The following is a 19,358-nucleotide window of genomic DNA, read 5'->3' on the forward strand; positions in this document are numbered from 1 at the left end:
ATTTATTTTCAGCATGTTAACATTGGTTCAAAGTAAATCCACAGAAGATTTACAAGGCATCATAGACCTACAAAAGGCAAATTTAAGCACATTGATTTCAGAAGATGAGAAAGCAAATCAAGGCTTTGTATATGTCCAGCATTCATTGGAAGACTTAAAAAAACTTAATGACATTGAAGCCCATATTGTTGCATTGGATGGCAATATCATTGCTGCCTATATTTTGGCTATGACAAAAGATTCTAGAGCTGACATTCCGCAGTTAGTGCCTATGTTTCGTCAGTTTGATGAGATTATGTTTAATGGGAGAAAAGTTAGCGAATACAATTACATAGCTGTAGGTCAAGTATGTATTGGAAAATCTTACCGAGGCGAAGGATTATTTGACAAATGCTACGCAAAATACCGGGAGGCATTTGAGAATAAATATGACTTTGCTATCACAGAAATCTCCACCTCAAACCATCGTTCTATGCGTGCTCACTTGAGAGTAGGTTTTGAGGTGATCCATACTTTTCACGACGGTGTGCATGAGTGGAATATTGTGATCTGGGACTGGAGTAAGATGGTCTAAATGCAAAAAGGGAAACCCTCTTTCGAACGCTTCCCTTTCTCCTGATGAGGACCTTGATCTTCATCAAGAGCCAAGCTACTGTTTAAGATTTTCATCTAGTTTCCCAGATTCAAAATTTCGATCTATTCACTCCACCACTCTGCCCTAAGGCTTTGTTCAATCAACACTTTTGTGGTTATCCATTTCAGACAAATCCCGAAGGAGTTTGACCATTCATGTTTTAATTGCGAGCTTTCAATCTTAATCCGGAATCGTATTTCCGATCTTTTATCTCTTACTTGGTTTAATAAATCTCTCTAAAATTTTAACAAATTACAATTATTGAAAGCCTTATTTCCCCACCATCTTTCCACAAAATTTTATTCTAAACGAACAGACTTATTCACCTTAAATACATGGTTGTTAACAACTTAAGAACATTACAGTAATTAACTCGAAAATCTCAGACAGAAAAAATCACTTTACCTTTACCCGCATTAAATAGGCATCCGCAGTAATGTATAAATAAGTCTCATCCGCATCAAAAGTACAATTCGCAGTGCCCTGACCTGTCTTAATAGTTCCTAGATGATTACCCTCCGGACTGATTACCCATATTCCCCCTGGACCGGAGGCAAAGAGAGTTCCTGAGCTGTGGACAGTCAATCCATCTGGAAGGCCAGGCAACTTATCCCCAACGCTGGAAGTAGCATCCAGCAAAATTCTGCCTCCAAGTATGTCACCGTTTTCATTCAAATCGAAGGAATAATATCTGGCTTTCTGAGGATCAGACTGAGCTATGTAAAGTATCTTTTGGTCGGGACTTAAGCCTATTCCATTTGGTCGGGTAAGGCTGTCCAATAGCAAACTAAGGCTACCATCCTTATCCAATCTATACACGCCCTGAAAATCCAGCTCTTTTGGATTCCAGTCGTCTAAACCGTATGGCGGATCAGTGAAAAATATCTGACCTGATTTATTCAGAACCAAATCATTTGGACTATTGAATTTTTTACCCTCAAACTCAGATACCAAGGCGGTGAATTCAGCTTTTGGATCTGAAAGTGGGGAATTCATTTTTGCTAATCTCCGCTCCCCATGCTGACAAAGAATTAAACTACCATCTTCATCCAAAGCCAAACCGTTTGCCCCAGGCTCTTTCTTATTTGTTTCCGTCCCCAAATAGCCCGACGGTTCCAAGTACAAACTCAAACTATCCTCCTCTGACCATTTCCATATTTTGTTGGTTGGCACATCAGTGAATATGACTGCACTTTGATCGTTTAACCAAAGTGGACCTTCTGACCATTCAAATCCTGAGGCCAAAACTTCGATCTCAGCTCCGGCAGGTATCAATGAATTTATTGCCGAGTCCAACCTCTCTATGGAACCTACAGTTTCATAAGGTTGCCTTGTTTCCTCTTCTATGAAAGAGCTTTTAGGATTAGTACATGCTAAAGCACCAGCCAAGAGAAATATAAAACTTGAGTTTTTTAGGATAATTTTTTTCATCTAACATCTTTAAAATAGAACTCAACCAATAATTTACACAAAGAATAAAACTTATACAGGACAGAGAAGGACAGCTACAATTAGTATATAAAGTAAATTAATAATTCAAAGGTTTTACAGTAAATAGATTGGGTACCGAAAGGCGGAGACTATTCTTCGCCTTTTTTTAGTTGCTTCTTATTCTTTGCGCTCATTGGGCAACAATCCAAAAACCGGATTGGGCCTATGTGCCGAATTCATCAACTCTTCCAATTCCTTTACTTTTTCCGGATATTGATCAGCAATATCATGCTCTTCTCCTATGTCTGCACTTAAATCATATAGCTCAATCACCGGAGTCGCAATACCAAAAACCTGAAGTTTTACTGCCTTCCATTTTCCTTGCCGCACCGCTTGCTTACCTCCTTGCTCATGAAATTCCCAGTACAAATACTCGTGCTCTTGCTGATCTTTATTTCCCAACAACGCAGGTAAAAAGGAAATACCATCAATATTTTTTGGAATTTCGGCACCTGCCACTTCAGCAAATGTGGGTAACAGATCCCAAAAAGCAGATATGTGATCACCTTGTGAACCTGCTTTAATTTTATTAGGCCACCAAGCGATCATAGGAGTACGAACACCTCCCTCATACAGATCTCTTTTATAGCCTCTATACGGGCCATTGCTATTGAAAAAATCCGGGTCGGCTCCCCCTTCTTGATGAGCACCGTTGTCTGAAGCAAAAATTATCAGTGTATTTTCAACTAATCCCAATTCCTCCAACTTAGTCAGCACTTCTCCTACATACCGATCTATTCGCCCCACCATCGCTGCAAAAGTTGCGTGTGGATACGCTTGCGACTGATATCCCGATATATTCAAATCTGGACCATATTCAGATCCTTCTCTTGCTGGAAATGATTTTTCCTTAGTAAATTTTGCTCTATATTTTTGAAAAATCTCATCATCTGGAGATGCCAGTTCAGCATGGGGCATCACGATCGGCATAAAAAGAAAGAAAGGATTTTCCTTATTTTTCTCTAAAAATGTAATTGTTTCTTTCTGTATCTCATCTGGCGCATACACCGTTTTTTCCATCCACCCATTCCCTTCCAAAACGATTTTTTCGTCGTTATGCCATAGGTGTGAAGGGTAATATCTGTGCGCATAACGCTGGCAATTGTAACCATAAAACTCGTCAAATCCCTGTTTATTTGGATCTCCTGAAGTACCTATAAATCCCAAACCCCATTTCCCAAAAGCTCCAGTTCTATAGCCGGCACTTTGCATCACCTTAGCAACTGATTGGATCGAATCTGGCATTGGATATTGGCCCTCGGGCATAACTTCCAGATTTCCCCGTATAGGAGTATGACCGGTATGCAGGCCTGTCAAAAAAGATGATCTGGAGGGAGCGCATACTGTAGCTCCTGAGTAAAAGTTGTTAAAAAACATGCCTTCCTTCGCAAGTCGGTCAATGTTGGGAGTTTCTATATATTCCTGGCCTAAAAAACCCAGATCACCATATCCGAGGTCATCCGCAAGGATAAATATAATATTAACCTTCTCCTTAGGTTCTATTTTCTCCCCTGTCTTTTCTGATTTGGAGCTGCAGCTAGTGAACACTAAAGAAATGCAAATAAGCAGGTAGTCAACAAGTAAAATTGTGCGTTTAGACATACCCGAAGATAATAAGTTTTACCTCTGGCTAAAAAATAGAATGATAAGATCTGGCTCCTCTTTCCTGAACTAATTTATTTCTTATCATCAACATCCTGTAAGCTTCCAGTGGTTCGGCGGCTCCACCGACTCTCACTCTTGCTTCACAAACTAGAGGCCTCACATCCGTCAGATATGCCATCTGCAAAATCTCCTGTGCCTGTGAAAATTCCCCATTCAATTGGCAGGCAAGAAGTTGCTTCCTATCCACAAGAAGAGCTTTGGCATAAGCAATGGTAATGGCTTCCAAAGCTTGGATTAAATCCACCAAAGGGTCTTGAGTATTATAGCTCGTATCGATCAACCAAGAAATACTTTCCCAATTCTGTGCTTTATCCTGATCACCACCAATTAGTTCGCAAAATATCAAGAACAACTGATAAGGCTTGATACTACCTGAATTCATGTCATCATCTCCATACTTACTGTCATTGAAGTGAAAGCCTGCCAGGAGATTTTGATACATCAGTGTAGCTACAATCTGTTCAATATTCGTCTTTGGTAAATGATGCCCCAAATCCACCAGAACTTTGGCTCTACTTCCCAACCGCTTTGCCAGCAAAGATGACGTGCCCCAATCCGGAACTACTGTATGATATCCATTTGGCTCATAGGGTTTGTACTCCAACATCAACTCCCAATCCGAAGGCATGAATTCATATATCTCCCGTAAAGACTCTTCAGTCCATCCAAGTGTACTTCTAAAGTTGGACTGCCCAGGAAAATTACTTCCATCTGCCATCCACACAGTAAGCCTTTTACTTCCCAGTTTTTTACCGATGTTTATTACCTCTTCATTATGGGCGACAGCCTCTTCGCGTATAGACTTGTCAGGATTACCCAAAGAGCCAAGCTTAGCAAGCTCCTTTTGATTTGGATCCTGAAACCTAGTGCTGTTCATCGTGTCAAATTTCAGATTGAGTTCATCTGCCAATCCTCTTACCTCTTTAAAATCCTCAGGCAAATCCCAAGGTATGTAAATAGATACAGCATTGGTTTTACGTGTCAATTGCTGAAGCAAGCCTATATCTTCTAGCTTCTCATTCAGGCTCCTCGGTTCCCCGCCAGTTCTGGATCTACCATTTCCTGACTTTCCATTTCCCAGAGCGGCACTGGGAATTGCTATCTGAAAAACCTCAATTCTGCGGATAATTTCTTCTAAGTCAATATTCTGCTGTGAAGTGCGCTCCCGCAAAAGATCCAGTGATCGGGTATGAAAATCAGTGGAAGAAAAAGATAAGAGTTGCTCAGGGGATATTTTCATAATAGTATGATGATCCTGTTTCGTATATACACGATTTGTGGAAAAGCAGGCCAGTTTTAGTAGGCATACTTTCAACGAATTTATGCCTTCAAAAAATCACTGCAGCTTAGGAAACCAGCCATTTAGCCCATAACTAAATGAAAAAGCCAGATTTTACTTTTTTACCTACTTAGCTCTTCAGATATAAATGCAGGTTCCAATTCTTGTTCGCACAAAAAATTCTCCAAAAACAGGATCGCCGGGAATAAGCAAAAATTTTTATTTATTCTCTGATCATTCAAAAGAATGGCCAGCTTTACTAGTGTATTAAAGTTTGGTTACGATATACACTTACCCTCTCTGTGTTTATGCATTCTGGGTTTTACTTTTTAGATTTAGCTTAAATTAATCAGTGATCAACTTTAACATGCGTTAAATTATTTGATATCTCCGGCAACTAATTGGAGGAAAATTATGAATATCTAATTAGAATCATTTTCAAAAATATTATCTCATTTGCTTTACTAAAATCAACCAAATATTATAACCACTGATAGGCTGTCAACTACCTGAAAATTCATTCAGATTCAAGACAGCACAGGATACCTAAAGGAATCTTTTACCTCATATTCACTATCAGAACAATCATCAAACCACATGAATCAAACGACTAAAGAATTTCAATACGTAAGTTATCTATGGGATGAAGCGGTAGCTTCATCGCTTGAAGGAAAAGAGGTTGACTTATTAATATACCGCTCAAATATTCTTGGTGCTGATTTGAGAATCACCAATTACGGTGGTGGAAATACAAGCTGCAAAACCTACGAGGCAGATCCACTGACAAATGAACAAGTAGAAGTCATGTGGGTAAAGGGCTCAGGTGGGGACATCGGAACCTTGACTAAATCTGGTTTGGCAGGACTATATGTTGACAAACTACGCGCTTTAAAAGGTATTTATAGAGGTCTGGAATTTGAAGATGAAATGGTTGAGCTTTTCAATCATTGTATTTACGATTTAAATTCCAAGGCGCCTTCCATAGATACACCTTTGCATGCTTTTCTACCTTTCAAGCATATTGATCACCTTCACCCAGATGCCGCCATTGCTATCGCTGCATCGAAGGATGGCGAAAAAATTACTCAGGAACTATGGAACGGCCAGATTTCCTGGGTTCCTTGGCAAAAGCCAGGTTTCGATCTAGGCTTACAGTTAAAGCAATCACTTGACGAAAACCCTGGAATCAGAGGCATCATGCTAGGCGGACATGGTCTTTTCACCTGGGGTGATACATCATACGAATGTTACATGAACAGTCTGGAAGTGATTGAAACTGCTTCAGAATACTTAGCCCAGAATTACGGCAAAACACGTCCTGTTTTTGGAGGTGAAAAAGTCAAATCCCTTCCTGAAGATCAGAGAAAAAGTCAAGCAGCTAAGCTTGCTCCTCTGCTAAGAGGTCTTGCTTCTTCTGAGAATCTAATGGTCGGTACATTTACCGATGCCCCTGAAGTTCTACAATTCATCAACAGTAATGATCTTGGCAAATTGGCGCCTATGGGTACCAGCTGTCCTGATCACTTTTTGAGAACGAAAATTTCACCTTTGGTATTGGATATTGATGCTGATATGGATTTATCTGATCCTTCGGCGCTGAAGGAGAAATTGGAAGTAGCATTTCAGGCTTACAGAGAAATGTACGCTGACTATTACGAAAACCATAAACATTCGAATAGCCCTGCCATTAGGGACCCAAATCCAGTAATTATTATCTGGCCAGGCGTGGGCATGTTTAGCTACGCAAAAAACAAACAGACCAGCCGTGTGGCAAGTGAATTTTACATCAACGCCATCAATGTTATGCGTGGTGCTGAAGCAGTATCCGAATACGTTTCGCTACCACTTCAGGAAGCTTTCAACATTGAATATTGGCTATTGGAAGAAGCGAAACTTCAGAGAATGCCAAAAGAGCAACCCCTTTCCAGAAAAGTAGCCTTGGTAACAGGAAGTGCAGGAGGAATAGGTTTGGCTATCGTAGAAAAATTCATAAAAGAGGGTGCTTGCGTTGTCGTCACTGATATTGACGGAGAAAGATTAAAACAAACCAGCGACTCCCTTCTCAAAAAATATGGAAGAGATTCATTTCTAGCCGTAAAACTTGATGTAACAGACGGAAAAAGCCTGGAAGCTGCTATAGAAGCTACCTGTCTGCAATTTGGCGGAGTGGATATTATGGTGAATAATGCAGGAATCTCAATCAGCAAATCTTTTGAAGATCACACTGATCAAGATTGGGATAAACTAAATGACATCCTGGTAATGGGCCAATACCACATTTCCAAAGCCGGAGTCAAAATCATGAAACTTCAAGGTCATGGTGGAGATATTGTGAATATCGCCAGCAAAAATGGCTTAGTAGCCGGTCCCAAAAATGTTGCTTATGGCACTGCAAAAGCAGCGCAGCTTCACATGTCAAGACTGATGGCAGCTGAACTGGCTGAGGACAAAATCAAAGTTAACGTAGTCAATCCCGACGCTGTGATTGAAAACTCCAACATCTGGGAAGGTGGATGGGGAGAAAACCGCGCTAAAGCTTATGGAATTAATGTAAAAGATCTTCCTCAGTTCTATGCTAACCGCACCCTATTAAAAGAAAGTGTGAAGACCAGCGATATCGCAAATGCAGCATTTGTTTTCGTGAGCGGCCAACTGGGCAAAAGCACTGGAAATATGCTAAATGTGGATGGTGGCCTTGCTGCTGCATTCCCTAGATAGCCTTAAGATTATGAACCTCGATTACCTATAGTACCCCCAACAATAACCCAAAATGGTATGTTAGTTGACAAATCAGAAAAAATCCACACGGATTCACGTACTCCTAAGTATATGCAAGTAGTCAATCTTATCCTCGATGATCTAGACCGGGGAAAACTCAAAATCGGAGACCGAATTCCTTCGATTAATGAAACAAGTTTTGACTTTCTTCTTTCCAGGGACACGGTAGAAAAGGCCTATAATGAACTCCGTGACAGAGGGATCATCACCTCTGTAAGAGGTAAAGGATTCTATATAAGTTCGACGAATATGGCTAATAAGGTAAAGGTGCTATTGATATTCAATAAACTTAGTTCATATAAGAAAATCATCTATTATTCTATAGTGGAGACATTGGGGAATCAGGCGACCGTAGATTTGCAAATTCACCATTACAACCGCTCAATTTTCGAAAGTCTACTAGAGCGAAATTTGGGAAATTACAACTATTACGTCTTGGCGCCACATTTCTTCGATGAAAATACACATCCTGAAACCTGCTATGATTTGATCAAGCAAATTCCAAAAGATAAACTCCTTATTATGGACCGTGACGTTAAAAACCACGAGAATGAATTTCCAGGAGTTTATCAGGATTTTGCCAGAGATATACTGGAAGCACTGGAATCAGGAATTACACATCTGCGAAAGTACTCCAGGTTGATTCTGGTATTTCCCAAGGGTGAAATGTATCCGGTAGAGATCATAGATGGATTTAAGCGTTTTTGCTTTTTCCATAATTTCACCAATGTGATTTTGGATGGAATCGATGATGAACCACTTTACGAAGGAGATTCATTTATAGTATTAGCCGAAACTGATTTGGCAAATATTGTGAAAAAGTCCCGCGAGCAGGATTTAGAATTAGGTAAGGACATTGGGATAATTTCATACAATGAAACTCCGCTGAAAGAGATTCTGGCGGAAGGAATTACTACCATTTCTACAGATTTCATTCAGATGGGTCAGTCCATCGCAAATCAAATCCTGGGAGGTGAGGATAGAATCCCTATAAAAAATCCTTTTAAGATGATCATTAGAAAATCGCTTTGATAGCGTTGATATGAGTAAAATTCCCGTAACGGCTGTATTTGACATTGGCAAGACGAACAAGAAATTCTTTCTTTTTGATGATAAGTTAGCCGAAGTTCACAGTTCATACATACGACTGGATGCTATTCCTGATGAAGATAATTTCCCTAGTGAACCATTGGCACCGCTTGAAGAATGGATGCTAACCACTTTTAAAGAAGCTCTACAATCTCCGGATTATGAGATTAAGCTACTGAATTTCTCCTGTCATGGAGCTTCTTTCGTCCACACAGATGAAAATGGTAACCCTGCAACTCCCTTGTATGATTACCTCAAACCTTTTCCTGAAGATCTTTTAAATAGGTTTTATGAGGAGAATGGTGGGAAAATGACCTTCTGTCGTGCTACATCTTCTCCTCCATTGGCCATGCTGAATTCTGGACTACAGCTTTATTTCATTAAATACACCAAGCCGGAATTATTCAAAAAAATTGCCCACTCATTCCATTTTCCTCAGTACTTAAGTTTTCTGTTTACAGGTGAAATGGTCTCTGACTACACTAGCATTGGCTGTCATACAGGATTGTGGGATTACGAGGCAAATGATTACCATGAGTGGGTGGATCGCGAAGGAATAAGAAAATTATTACCACCGATAGTTCCAGGTAATACACTGTTGAAGACCAAGCCTGAACTGGGAAATATACCTTGTGGAATTGGTGTCCATGATTCTTCGTCTGCACTGCTACCATATATAGAGCAGGAAAAAGAACCTTTTGCCTTGCTTTCCACTGGTACCTGGTCGATTTGCATCAATCCATTTAATAAGACAAAACTCACCAAAAAAGAGCTGAAATGTGATTGTCTTCATTTCTTAAGCATTAAAGGTGATCCCATCAAAATCTCAAGATTGTTTATAGGTGAAGAGCACAAATATCAGGTAGAGAAGCTTTACGAGCATTTTAAGATGCCTCTTGGAACATACAAGAAATTGAAGTTTAGTGCTGAGCTGTACGAAAAAGTAAAAAAATCTGAGGTAAAACGTATTCATTTTCAACACCTCAAACCAGAAGATTATGGGATCGATCATCCCACCGAATCAACATGGCACTTGATTCCGGAATTTACTGAAGCCTATTATTCCTTTATCCATGAGCTCACAGATCTTCAAACTGCTGCTATAAAACTTGTATTGGACAATGCGCCTGTAGGAAGACTTTTCATAGATGGTGGCTTCAATGCCAACGATATCTTTGTAGAGATGCTTCGCAAAAAACTACCAGGAGTAAAGATCATTCCGAGTGATTTTCCAAATGGATCTGCATTAGGAGCGGCGATGCTGGTTTCAATGGATTAGATCGCTTAATTTACCCATCAATGACTAAAGACTCTCCACATATCGGCCTATTTATCCCATGCTACATAGATCAGTTTTATCCGAATGTAGCGATTGCTACGCTAGAATTACTGGAAAAATTAGGCTGCAGGGTCACCTATCCCTTGAATCAGACGTGCTGTGGACAACCTATGTCAAATGCGGGTTTTGAGGCGGACACCCAAGGAACTACTGCCAAATTCATCCGTGATTTTGCCGAATTTGATTACATAGTAGCACCATCAGGTAGCTGTGTTTTACATGTTAAGGAACATTCCCCGAAAATAGATAAGCTTCACAAAAACCAGGAACACATACAGTCAATCATCTACGAGCTCAGTGAATTCATCACAGATGTGTTGAAGGTTGATTCAATCAAAGGTTGCTTTCCTCATAAGATTGGCTTTCATGCTTCCTGTCATGGATTGCGCGGATTGAGACTTGCCAGCGATTCCGAAAGAAACGAACCAGTTTATAATAAAACATTGCGGTTGATGAAAGATTTAGAGGGTTTGGAAGTAGTAGAATTAACCAGAAAAGATGAATGCTGTGGTTTCGGCGGAACTTTCGCGGTAAGCGAAGAATCCATATCCGTGCAGATGGGCAAAGACCGTATAGCTGATCACTTGGATAAGGGCGTAGAAATCATCGTAGGTGGAGATATGTCCTGCATCATGCACATGCAGGGAATCGCGACACGCGATAAAGACAACGTACAACTCATGCATTTTGCAGAAATTCTTAACCAGGTCATCTCATGAGTCATCCTCAGAATGCAACGGTTTTTCTAAAAGATAAAGAACGTGCAAAATGGCACGATGACACGCTATGGATCGTACGCCAAAATCGAGATGCCACAATCCATCAGATTCCTGAATGGGAAAAGCTGCGTGAGCTTGCTTCACAAATTAAAGATCACACGCTTTCCAAGCTTGATTTTTATTTAGAAGAATTGGAGAAAAAAGCCACAGCTAATGGCATCAAAGTTCACTGGGCTGAAAATGCGGACCAACATAATCAGATCATTGGGAAAATTCTGGAGGAAAAGAAATGCACTACTGTAGTCAAAAGTAAGTCCATTCTCACAGAGGAGTGTCACTTAAATCCATTTTTGGAAGCTAAGGGAATTGAGGTAGTGGATACTGATTTGGGAGAGCGGATTATTCAGTTTCTGAAGCAGCCACCAAGTCATATTGTGATGCCTGCTATTCACCTGAAAAAGGCTGATATATCCAAGATTTTCCACGAGAAGCTACAAACAGAAAAAGACAATATCGATCCTGTTTACTTAACTCAAGCTGCAAGATTACATCTGCGGGAAAAATTCCTTCAGGCTAAAGTGGCCATCACAGGTGTTAATTTCGCTGTAGCCGAGACTGGAGAATTTGTGGTCTGTACTAATGAAGGAAATGCAGATATGGGTGTGCATCTCGCGGATACACATATAGCCTGTATGGGTATAGAAAAGCTTATTCCCAGAAGAAAAGACCTAGGAGTATTCCTTAGATTACTAGCTAGATCAGCTACGGGACAATCAATCACGAATTACAACTCTCACTTCAGAAGTCCATCCCCAGGCAAAGAACTTCACTTAATCCTGGTAAACAATGGCCGGACCAAGCAACTTGGCAGGGAGAAATTCAGAAATTCCCTGAAATGCATACGCTGTGGAGCGTGTATGAATACCTGCCCTATTTATAGACGAAGCGGAGGATTCAGCTATGGAAGCACAGTTCCCGGACCTATTGGATCCATACTTTCACCAGGCATTGATCTGAAAAAATATAGCACACTACCCTTCGCATCCACCCTTTGCGGTAGCTGCTCTGACGTTTGCCCTGTTAAAATCAACATCCACGAGCAACTGTACGAGTGGCGACAGGTAATCACCAAAGCTCATGGTACCTCATTGAAGGGTCTTTCCATGAAAATGGCAAATGGAATCTTTAAAAGCCCATTGGCTTACAGAATATCCGGCAAAATGATGCGCGCATCCTTAAAAACTTTGCCGGATAGCATCATCTACAATCCACTGAATGCTTGGGGTAAAGGAAGAAATCTACCTGACCTACCTGAAGAATCGTTCAAAGCCTGGTACAAAAAGAATAGAAAATGAGCAGCAAAGAATCCATATTGGCAGCAATCCAAAGATTAAAGCTGGAGGAAAAACCGCTTCCGGATATTCCAGATTTTGATGTTGCTACTGATCTAGTAGAAACTTACACCATTTCTCTGGCTGGAAATAAAGGTTCGGTGGTAAGTAAGAAAGAGCTTGAGCAAATGATCGCAGAGACTACTTTCAAAAAGATATATAGCTCAAGTCCAACTTTTGCAAAATTCAACAATTGCGACCTGCCTCAGCATCCTTCTGATTTCGCAGACTTAGACTTAGCAATTATTGAGGGGCAATTTGCCTCTGCTGAAAATGCCGCCATCTGGCTGGATGAAAGCAACCTGAATCTAAGAGCAATCCCATTTATCACTGCCCACTTGGTCATCGTGATCAAGAAGGAAAATATCGTGGGAAATATGCATGAAGCATATAATCGAATAGGAATGGCCAAATCCGGCTTTGGAATTTTTATCGCAGGACCTTCCAAAACCGCCGACATTGAACAATCCCTGGTTGTAGGAGCACATGGAGCTTTGAGTCTAAGAGTAGTGATTATCTAGCTCAATTTCCTGTAAAAGGTAAAACCTGATGTAGTCGCTCATCATTTCTTATTGAGCGACTACATCAGTTTGTTTCCATTTCTAAAACAAATGTAATTCTAGCTTAGGGAGGTTTTATTTCATGGAATGAAGGCCGATCCGATTGCCTTCAGAATCCAAGAAAACACCCATAAATCCATAATCAGGTGAAATCATACGTTTGGAAATCTGAACTGTCCCTCCAGCCTCTTCTACTCTTGCAAGCTCAATAGAGACGTCTTCAGAGACAAAGTAGATTAGAGTTCCAGCCAAACTACTTGGTTCATAAAAATCCTTGTGGAAAACCAGACTACCTTCTGCTCCTTGGCCTCCTCCTTCACCGGGAAACATTGCCATTTGAAAATCACCCATGTCCATCAATTGAAGTTGGCAATCGAAGACTTTTTGATAAAATGCTAAAGCCCTATCCATTTCTTTGACTGGGATCTCAAACCAGCCTACAGTAACTTTTTTCATACGTTCTATTTTTAAAAATTAGCTTAAATAAAATTGCAGTAATCTATCATACTCTCGTAAGCTTAATAGGATATGTCTTGCCCGCATTCCATTGACACACATAGATATTTTCATCCTGATCTATGCACACATCATGACAATGCTTAAAGATAGCTTCGGATTGCACCATAAGCTGCAGTTCTCCATGTCTATATTCCGGCGCCGTGCCACCCGGATTTGAAACAACTTTATTATCCTTGTCTAGGATAGTCACAAAACCAGAATCCGGTGTTTGCTCTAAATATCGAAGACGAGACCAGCACACACCTGCATAGAGATGGTCTCCATGAATCACAGGTCTACACACAAATGCTCCTGGCAAAAAGATCGTTTCCATATATTCACCATCCATACTAAATCTTTTGAAGGAATTATGACCTCTGGATGTACAAAGGAGGGTCGGTGCCTTACCTCCACGCTGGTCTACAGTGATGCCATGTGCAGTACTGAACTGCTCATCTCCGGATCCACTTCCTCCGAATTTCTTGATAAACTTCCCATTCTTATCGTACTGCAAAAAGTATTGCGATCCGTATCCGTCTGCTACGTACAAATCTCCATTTGGAGCAACGGTAGTTTCTGTAGGCACATAAGACATTTTCTCAGTATAAATACCCTCACTTACCGGGGCGGCTATTTCCGCGACAATGGAACCATCCAGGGAAGTTTTCACCACTCTGCCTGCATTATCCGAAATCCAAAGGTATTCTGCATCTCCTTCATCCACCAAGGTCAAGCCATGGGCACGATCCATGTTTAGAGTCCAATCCTTCAAAAACTTACCTGATTGATCGTAGATGATGATATTGTTTTTTGGTTCGTCGGTCACCATGATCATCCTTCCCTTACGATCCATCACCATCTCGTGACAGTTGTTTACAGGGATTTTAGCAGGATCAAGCATCCCCCATTTTGGGTCCACCTGATACTGAAATTCTCCATGACCAATTACTTTATCACGGTTGTTGGCAAAAGAAAAGGTAGGTGAAATTGACATGGCAAGTCCCATCAGCGAGGTATTTTGGATAAACTTTCTTCGATCAGAATTCATAGGTAAAGGGTAAAACATCAATTTAAGAATTACTATCGAAAACTGCAGAATAATGCATATTTTAGGTCAAACCTAAGTTAACCAAATATGAAAAATTTGATCAAAAAAATTCTATTTACCTTCTTTTTGCTTGGATGTACGCTAGGTGTTCAAGCTCAGGAAGTGGCACTGCAGTTATATTCCTTGCGGAATGAAATGAAAGTAGATCCTATTAAATATCATGAGCTTATATCGGATTGGGGAATTTCGGCACTGGAAGGTGGGGGCGGATACGGGATGTCAGATGAGGAATATTCAAAACTTCTTGCTGACAACAATCTGCGTGTCATAGGTGTGGGTGCTGAGTATATGCAGCTCACAAAAGACATTCAACCCATTATCGATCAGGCAAAAAAATATGGTGCAGAATACGCCATCTGCTACTGGATACCTCACGCAGAAGGCCCTATCTCTATGGAAGAAATCAAAATAGCTACTGCACTGTTCAATGCTGTAGGTGCGGAACTGAAGAAAGAGGGAATTACTTTTCTATATCATCCACATGGATATGAATTTACCAAAGACGGTAATAAAGTCAGGTTTGATTACATGCTGGACAATGCCAAAAACTTTGGTTTTAACATGGATGTGTTCTGGGTAAAAATGGGTGGAGGAGATCCGCTGAAAATCATGAAAAAATATCCTGGCAAATTTCCAATTCTTCATCTCAAAGACCGAAAAAAAGGTACTCCAGGATCTAAAGATGGGCAAGGAGATGTAGAAACCAATGTGGTCTTGGGAACTGGAGACATTGATATCGCAGGAATCATCAAAGAGGCCAAAAAACAAGGAACAGAATATTTAACGATTGAAGATGAAAGTTCCAGATCTGTTACCCAGATACCTCTGAGTGTGGCATTTATCAAAAAAGAGCTGGAGAAAAACTAAGGACAACTTTATCCTTCGGATATATCAAGTCCAAGACTGGCCGAGATAATTACATGAAGGATGAAGTTTTGCTTCTATTTTGGCCTTTCTTTGCACATCAGTTTTCATTGATTTTCGATTGAGTACATGAGTCATTACGACGTTGCAATAATAGGCGGTGGGCCCGCAGGGGCTTTGGCTGCTTATTTTCTGGCGAAAAAAGGCATTTCTACAGTCATCATAGAAAAAGAAACCTTACCAAGATATAAAACCTGTGGAGGCGGACTGGTTTATAGAGGACGTAGAAGGTTGCCTTTTGATATTTCCTCTGTCGTGGAGCGGGAATATGACAGGATGAAAGTTTATATGCAAGGGGAGGAAAAAGTACTTTCCACTGTTCGGGATGTTCCGGTGATCAGCATGGTCATGCGTGACAAATTCGACAATTTCCTTGTGAAGAAAGCCATAGAGGCTGGAGCAACTCTCAAACAAGAACACAAGCTAACATCCATCACTTTTGGTAACAGCACTACCCTACACACCAGTCAAGGTGATATTGATGTTAAATTGATCATCGCCGCAGATGGAGCGTTAAGTCCCACCGCTAAACTTGCGGGTTGGAAGGAAACTCGCAAACTCATTCCTGCTTTAGAATATGAGGTAGAAGTAAGTGCTGAAGATTTCGCAAGATTATCCATAGAAGTGCGGTTCGATATGGACAGTATTCCTCACGGTTATGCATGGAGTTTCCCTAAAGAAAACCACCTTTCACTAGGGATAGCCTCGACAAGAAGAAAGAAAATTGACCTTAAAGTCTATTACAAAAAGTATCTGGAGAAGCTGGAAATTAAAGAAATCATTAGCGAAAAAGCTCATGGATATCAGATTCCAATCTCCCCGCGTACCGATGGCTTTGTCAGGAAAAACGTCTTTCTAATTGGTGATGCTGCAGGATTTGCAGATGCAGTCACTGCGGAAGGAATATCTAATTCTCTCTGGAGCGGAGAATTGGTAGCACAGGCAATTATTGAGGCTGGGGTGGATCCGGTAAAAGCAGGAGTGCTTTACCAGCAAAAGTTGGAAAAAGAACTGTTACCAGAACTTAATACCTCACTTGTCGCTGCCAAATGGTTTTATAGCTATAGAATTATCCGAAATCTGCTGTTACGAAAATATGGTGATTATGCCATTAACTTTATGACAGATATATACATAGGGAATAGAAGCTATCCCAAAAACCTGATGAAAACAATCAAAAGTAAAATTCTGGAGATCAAAAACCCTCTGAAATAAGAGAGCCTTATTGAGTCAAGGAGGGAAGTTAAAATTTCACCTTAATGACATCCAAGTACTTAGTATTTATTCTTTATCGAAGCAAGGCTTTCCTTTTACAGAAAAAGTAAATTCAGAACTACCGTCACCTGCCTACTAATAACAAATTATAATCATATGAACTACAACAAACTCTTTTTATCGGCATTTGCCTTTATTCTGTTTTTCTCAGTTTCCACAGCAACATTTGCGCAGCTACAGGCTCCCGCACCTAGCCCCGCAGCCTATGTATCTGCAAATGTTGGTTTCACCAAAATCAGCATTGACTACTCTTCTCCTGCCGTGAAAGGCAGAAAAGTATTTGGCGAGCTTGAAAAATATGGCGTTACCTGGAGAGCTGGCGCAAATGGCCCAACAATTATTGAATTCAGTACTGGAGTAAGTATTGGAGGCAAAAACCTAGCTGCGGGTAAATACTCTTTATTCATTACTCCGCAGGAATCTGGTGATTGGACAATACATTTAAACGGCAAAGCCAATGCAGTTTTTGCTTACATGAAAGATGGTAAAATCGACGAGGAAGCAATGGCAAAAGACGATGCTGTAGCTATCAAAGTTACTCCAATGGCAGCTCCTGAAACATTCGAGAGGCTTGCTTACTTCATTTCAGCTGAGGATAATAAAGTAGCTACGGTAACCTTCATGTGGGCAGATGTGATGCTGTGGTTCGAAGTAGATACCCAAGTGGATCAGAAGCTGGAGGAATTCAAAGGCGTTTTCTAAGTTTCGGAAGATCTCAATTCTAATATAGCCCGGATCAATTCCGGGCTTTTTTTGATTAAGACATTTCTACTTAAGTTGCATGAAGGATTTCAATAGCGTCAGCCCACTTAACCTTCGTAGATCAATGGTACTTAATCCAAAAATTATTTTTCATCTGATCCTTAGTATTGGACTTCTGCTTTTTCAATCCTGCCAGACCGAGGAAAAAGTAGAGAAACAACCCAACATCGTTCTAATCGTGTCAGATGACCAAGGCTGGGGAGATCTGGGTATTAATGGAAATCCAAACGTACACACCCCCAATATTGATAAGCTGGCAAACAATGGGGTACAGTTCAGCAGGTTTTATGTAAACCCGGTTTGCTCACCTACCCGAGCGGAGATTTTGACAGGCAGGTATCATCCACGTGGCGGAGTTTATTCTACCTCCAGAGGTGGTGAGCGATTGGATTTGGATGAAAAAACGATTGCCGAAATTTTCCAGTCAAATGGATACAAAACGGCTGCTTTTGGGAAATGGCACAATGGCTCCCAGCCTCCTTATCACCCAAATAACAGAGGCTTTGAAGAGTACTATGGCTTTGCCTCAGGGCATTGGGGCAACTATTTCAGCCCAATGCTAGAGCACAATGGTGAGGTAACCCAAGGTAATGGCTTTATTATCGATGATCTGACGGATCATGCGATGCACTACATTGAGAAAAATTCTGATCAACCCTTCTTTGTTTACTTGGCCTACAATACACCTCATAGTCCTATGCAGGTTCCTGATGTTTGGTGGGACAAATACAAGGATGCGGCCATTGATACTTCTCATCGCTATGCCGATAAAGAAAAGATGGATAAAACTCGAGCAGCCTATGCTCTATGTGAAAACCTGGATTGGAATGTAGGTCGAGTTGTAGATAAACTGGATAGCCTGAAGCTTCTTGAAAACACCCTAGTGATCTACCTATCTGACAATGGCCCAAATGGCTGGAGATGGAATGATGGACTAAAAGGCATTAAAGGAAGCACTGACGAAGGAGGGGTTCGTTCTCCATTTATCATGTATTGGAAGGAAACTCTAAAACCACAGATCATCTCTCAGCTGGCGAGTACCATCGATATTTTACCTTCGCTAATGGACTTGGCAGGCATCACAAACCCTTTTGAAAAACCATTAGACGGCCTAAGCTTGAAGCCCTTGCTTATGGGTTCGGAGGAAGAATGGAAGGAGCGAAATGTGTATAGCCATTGGAATGGCAGAGTCAGTGTCCGTAACCAAAACTATATCCTGGATAGCGATAATCAGTTGTATGACTTAAAAGCAGATCCTGGACAGGATCAGCCTATTCCCCAGGATACATCTGCTGCTTATAGTGAATTATCCAAAGCAAAAGAAGAGTGGATCAATTCTGTGTTATCAGAGCTTGATTGCGACAGGCAGGAGATATTTCCAGTAGGATTCAAAGACAGCAAGTACACACTCTTACCAGCCCGAGATGGGATTCCCCATGGCGGCATAGCGCGATCCAGCATTCATCCCAATTCCTCCTTTTTCACCAATTGGACATCTACTACCGATAGTATCACTTGGGATACAGATATTCTGACTTCAGGTAAGTACAAAGCAACCGTTTATTATACCTGTAAGCCTTCAGCAGTAGGTTCGACGCTACAATTGAAACAAGGAGCGAATGAAGTCAGCACTCTCATCAATGAAGCGCATGACTCAGACTATCTAGCCGTGGAATATGATCGTTCACCTCGGGATGAATCCTATGAGAAGGATTACAAACCCTTGGAAATCGGAGTAATTCAATTGGATAAAGGCCATCATCCTATTATCATGAAAGCTTCAGAAATAAAAGGCCCGGAATTTATCGAAGTGCGGTTGCTGGTTTTGGAACGTGTCCAATAAATC

At 40.9% G+C, this 19,358-nt stretch carries 16 protein-coding genes; 11 read left to right on the forward strand and 5 right to left on the reverse strand.

What is annotated here, in order from left to right; all coding sequences use genetic code 11:
• Positions 1 to 13 precede the first annotated feature (13 nt).
• Positions 14 to 574, forward strand: coding sequence for a GNAT family N-acetyltransferase (locus tag AACZ73_RS12560; RefSeq protein WP_339878276.1), 561 nt, complete (start codon positions 14 to 16; stop codon positions 572 to 574).
• Between the two features lie 456 nt (positions 575 to 1,030).
• On the opposite strand, the gene AACZ73_RS12565 is transcribed toward AACZ73_RS12560, so the two are convergent.
• The 3 genes from AACZ73_RS12565 to AACZ73_RS12575 form a co-directional block, all read right to left on the reverse strand.
• Positions 1,031 to 2,065, reverse strand: a complete 1,035-nt coding sequence (locus AACZ73_RS12565) for an SMP-30/gluconolactonase/LRE family protein (protein ID WP_339878277.1) — start codon at positions 2,063 to 2,065, stop codon at positions 1,031 to 1,033.
• Positions 2,066 to 2,242: 177 nt separating this feature from the next.
• Positions 2,243 to 3,727, reverse strand: coding sequence for an arylsulfatase (locus tag AACZ73_RS12570; RefSeq protein WP_339878278.1), 1,485 nt, complete (start codon positions 3,725 to 3,727; stop codon positions 2,243 to 2,245).
• Positions 3,728 to 3,755: 28 nt separating this feature from the next.
• Positions 3,756 to 5,030 (reverse strand): TIM barrel protein, encoded by a 1,275-nt coding sequence (locus AACZ73_RS12575; RefSeq protein WP_339878279.1) that lies wholly within the window; start codon positions 5,028 to 5,030, stop codon positions 3,756 to 3,758.
• A gap of 636 nt (positions 5,031 to 5,666) precedes the next feature.
• Here AACZ73_RS12575 and AACZ73_RS12580 point away from each other — a divergent pair.
• From AACZ73_RS12580 to AACZ73_RS12605, 6 genes are read left to right on the forward strand one after another with little or no spacing between them, the layout of a single operon-like run.
• The gene (locus tag AACZ73_RS12580; protein ID WP_339878281.1) at positions 5,667 to 7,787 is read left to right on the forward strand and encodes a bifunctional aldolase/short-chain dehydrogenase; all 2,121 of its coding nucleotides are present in this window, start codon (positions 5,667 to 5,669) and stop codon (positions 7,785 to 7,787) included.
• A gap of 57 nt (positions 7,788 to 7,844) precedes the next feature.
• Positions 7,845 to 8,879, forward strand: a complete 1,035-nt coding sequence (locus AACZ73_RS12585) for a GntR family transcriptional regulator (RefSeq protein WP_339878283.1) — start codon at positions 7,845 to 7,847, stop codon at positions 8,877 to 8,879.
• 10 nt (positions 8,880 to 8,889) lie between these two features.
• The gene (locus AACZ73_RS12590; protein ID WP_339878285.1) at positions 8,890 to 10,215 is read left to right on the forward strand and encodes an FGGY family carbohydrate kinase; all 1,326 of its coding nucleotides are present in this window, start codon (positions 8,890 to 8,892) and stop codon (positions 10,213 to 10,215) included.
• 20 nt (positions 10,216 to 10,235) lie between these two features.
• On the forward strand, positions 10,236 to 10,994 hold the full coding sequence (locus AACZ73_RS12595) for a (Fe-S)-binding protein (RefSeq protein WP_339878287.1): 759 nt from the start codon (positions 10,236 to 10,238) through the stop codon (positions 10,992 to 10,994).
• Positions 10,991 to 12,349 (forward strand): lactate utilization protein B, encoded by a 1,359-nt coding sequence (locus AACZ73_RS12600; RefSeq protein ID WP_339878289.1) that lies wholly within the window; start codon positions 10,991 to 10,993, stop codon positions 12,347 to 12,349. The genes AACZ73_RS12595 and AACZ73_RS12600 overlap by 4 nt, the downstream gene beginning before the upstream one ends.
• The gene (locus tag AACZ73_RS12605) at positions 12,346 to 12,906 is read left to right on the forward strand and encodes an LUD domain-containing protein (RefSeq protein WP_339878291.1); all 561 of its coding nucleotides are present in this window, start codon (positions 12,346 to 12,348) and stop codon (positions 12,904 to 12,906) included. The genes AACZ73_RS12600 and AACZ73_RS12605 overlap by 4 nt, the downstream gene beginning before the upstream one ends.
• A gap of 114 nt (positions 12,907 to 13,020) precedes the next feature.
• Here the strand turns inward: AACZ73_RS12605 and AACZ73_RS12610 are convergent, their stop codons facing one another.
• The gene (locus AACZ73_RS12610; RefSeq protein WP_339878293.1) at positions 13,021 to 13,401 is read right to left on the reverse strand and encodes a VOC family protein; all 381 of its coding nucleotides are present in this window, start codon (positions 13,399 to 13,401) and stop codon (positions 13,021 to 13,023) included.
• Positions 13,402 to 13,447: 46 nt separating this feature from the next.
• On the reverse strand, positions 13,448 to 14,491 hold the full coding sequence (locus AACZ73_RS12615) for a 6-bladed beta-propeller (protein ID WP_339878294.1): 1,044 nt from the start codon (positions 14,489 to 14,491) through the stop codon (positions 13,448 to 13,450).
• A gap of 87 nt (positions 14,492 to 14,578) precedes the next feature.
• Here AACZ73_RS12615 and AACZ73_RS12620 point away from each other — a divergent pair, with 87 nt between their 5' ends.
• The 4 genes from AACZ73_RS12620 (at position 14,579) to AACZ73_RS12635 (ending at position 19,355) form a co-directional block, all read left to right on the forward strand.
• Entirely contained in the window at positions 14,579 to 15,418 is an 840-nt protein-coding gene (locus tag AACZ73_RS12620; RefSeq protein WP_339878296.1) for a sugar phosphate isomerase/epimerase, read from the forward strand.
• 126 nt (positions 15,419 to 15,544) lie between these two features.
• On the forward strand, positions 15,545 to 16,690 hold the full coding sequence (locus AACZ73_RS12625) for a geranylgeranyl reductase family protein (protein WP_339878298.1): 1,146 nt from the start codon (positions 15,545 to 15,547) through the stop codon (positions 16,688 to 16,690).
• Positions 16,691 to 16,846: 156 nt separating this feature from the next.
• Positions 16,847 to 17,452 (forward strand): DUF2911 domain-containing protein, encoded by a 606-nt coding sequence (locus tag AACZ73_RS12630; protein WP_339878300.1) that lies wholly within the window; start codon positions 16,847 to 16,849, stop codon positions 17,450 to 17,452.
• 79 nt (positions 17,453 to 17,531) lie between these two features.
• A complete protein-coding gene (locus AACZ73_RS12635; protein ID WP_339878302.1) occupies positions 17,532 to 19,355 on the forward strand; it encodes an arylsulfatase in 1,824 nt (607 codons plus the stop codon).
• The last annotated feature ends 3 nt before the right edge of the window (positions 19,356 to 19,358 follow it).

This window comes from uncultured Algoriphagus sp., from assembly GCF_963974835.1.
Taxonomy (GTDB): domain Bacteria; phylum Bacteroidota; class Bacteroidia; order Cytophagales; family Cyclobacteriaceae; genus Algoriphagus.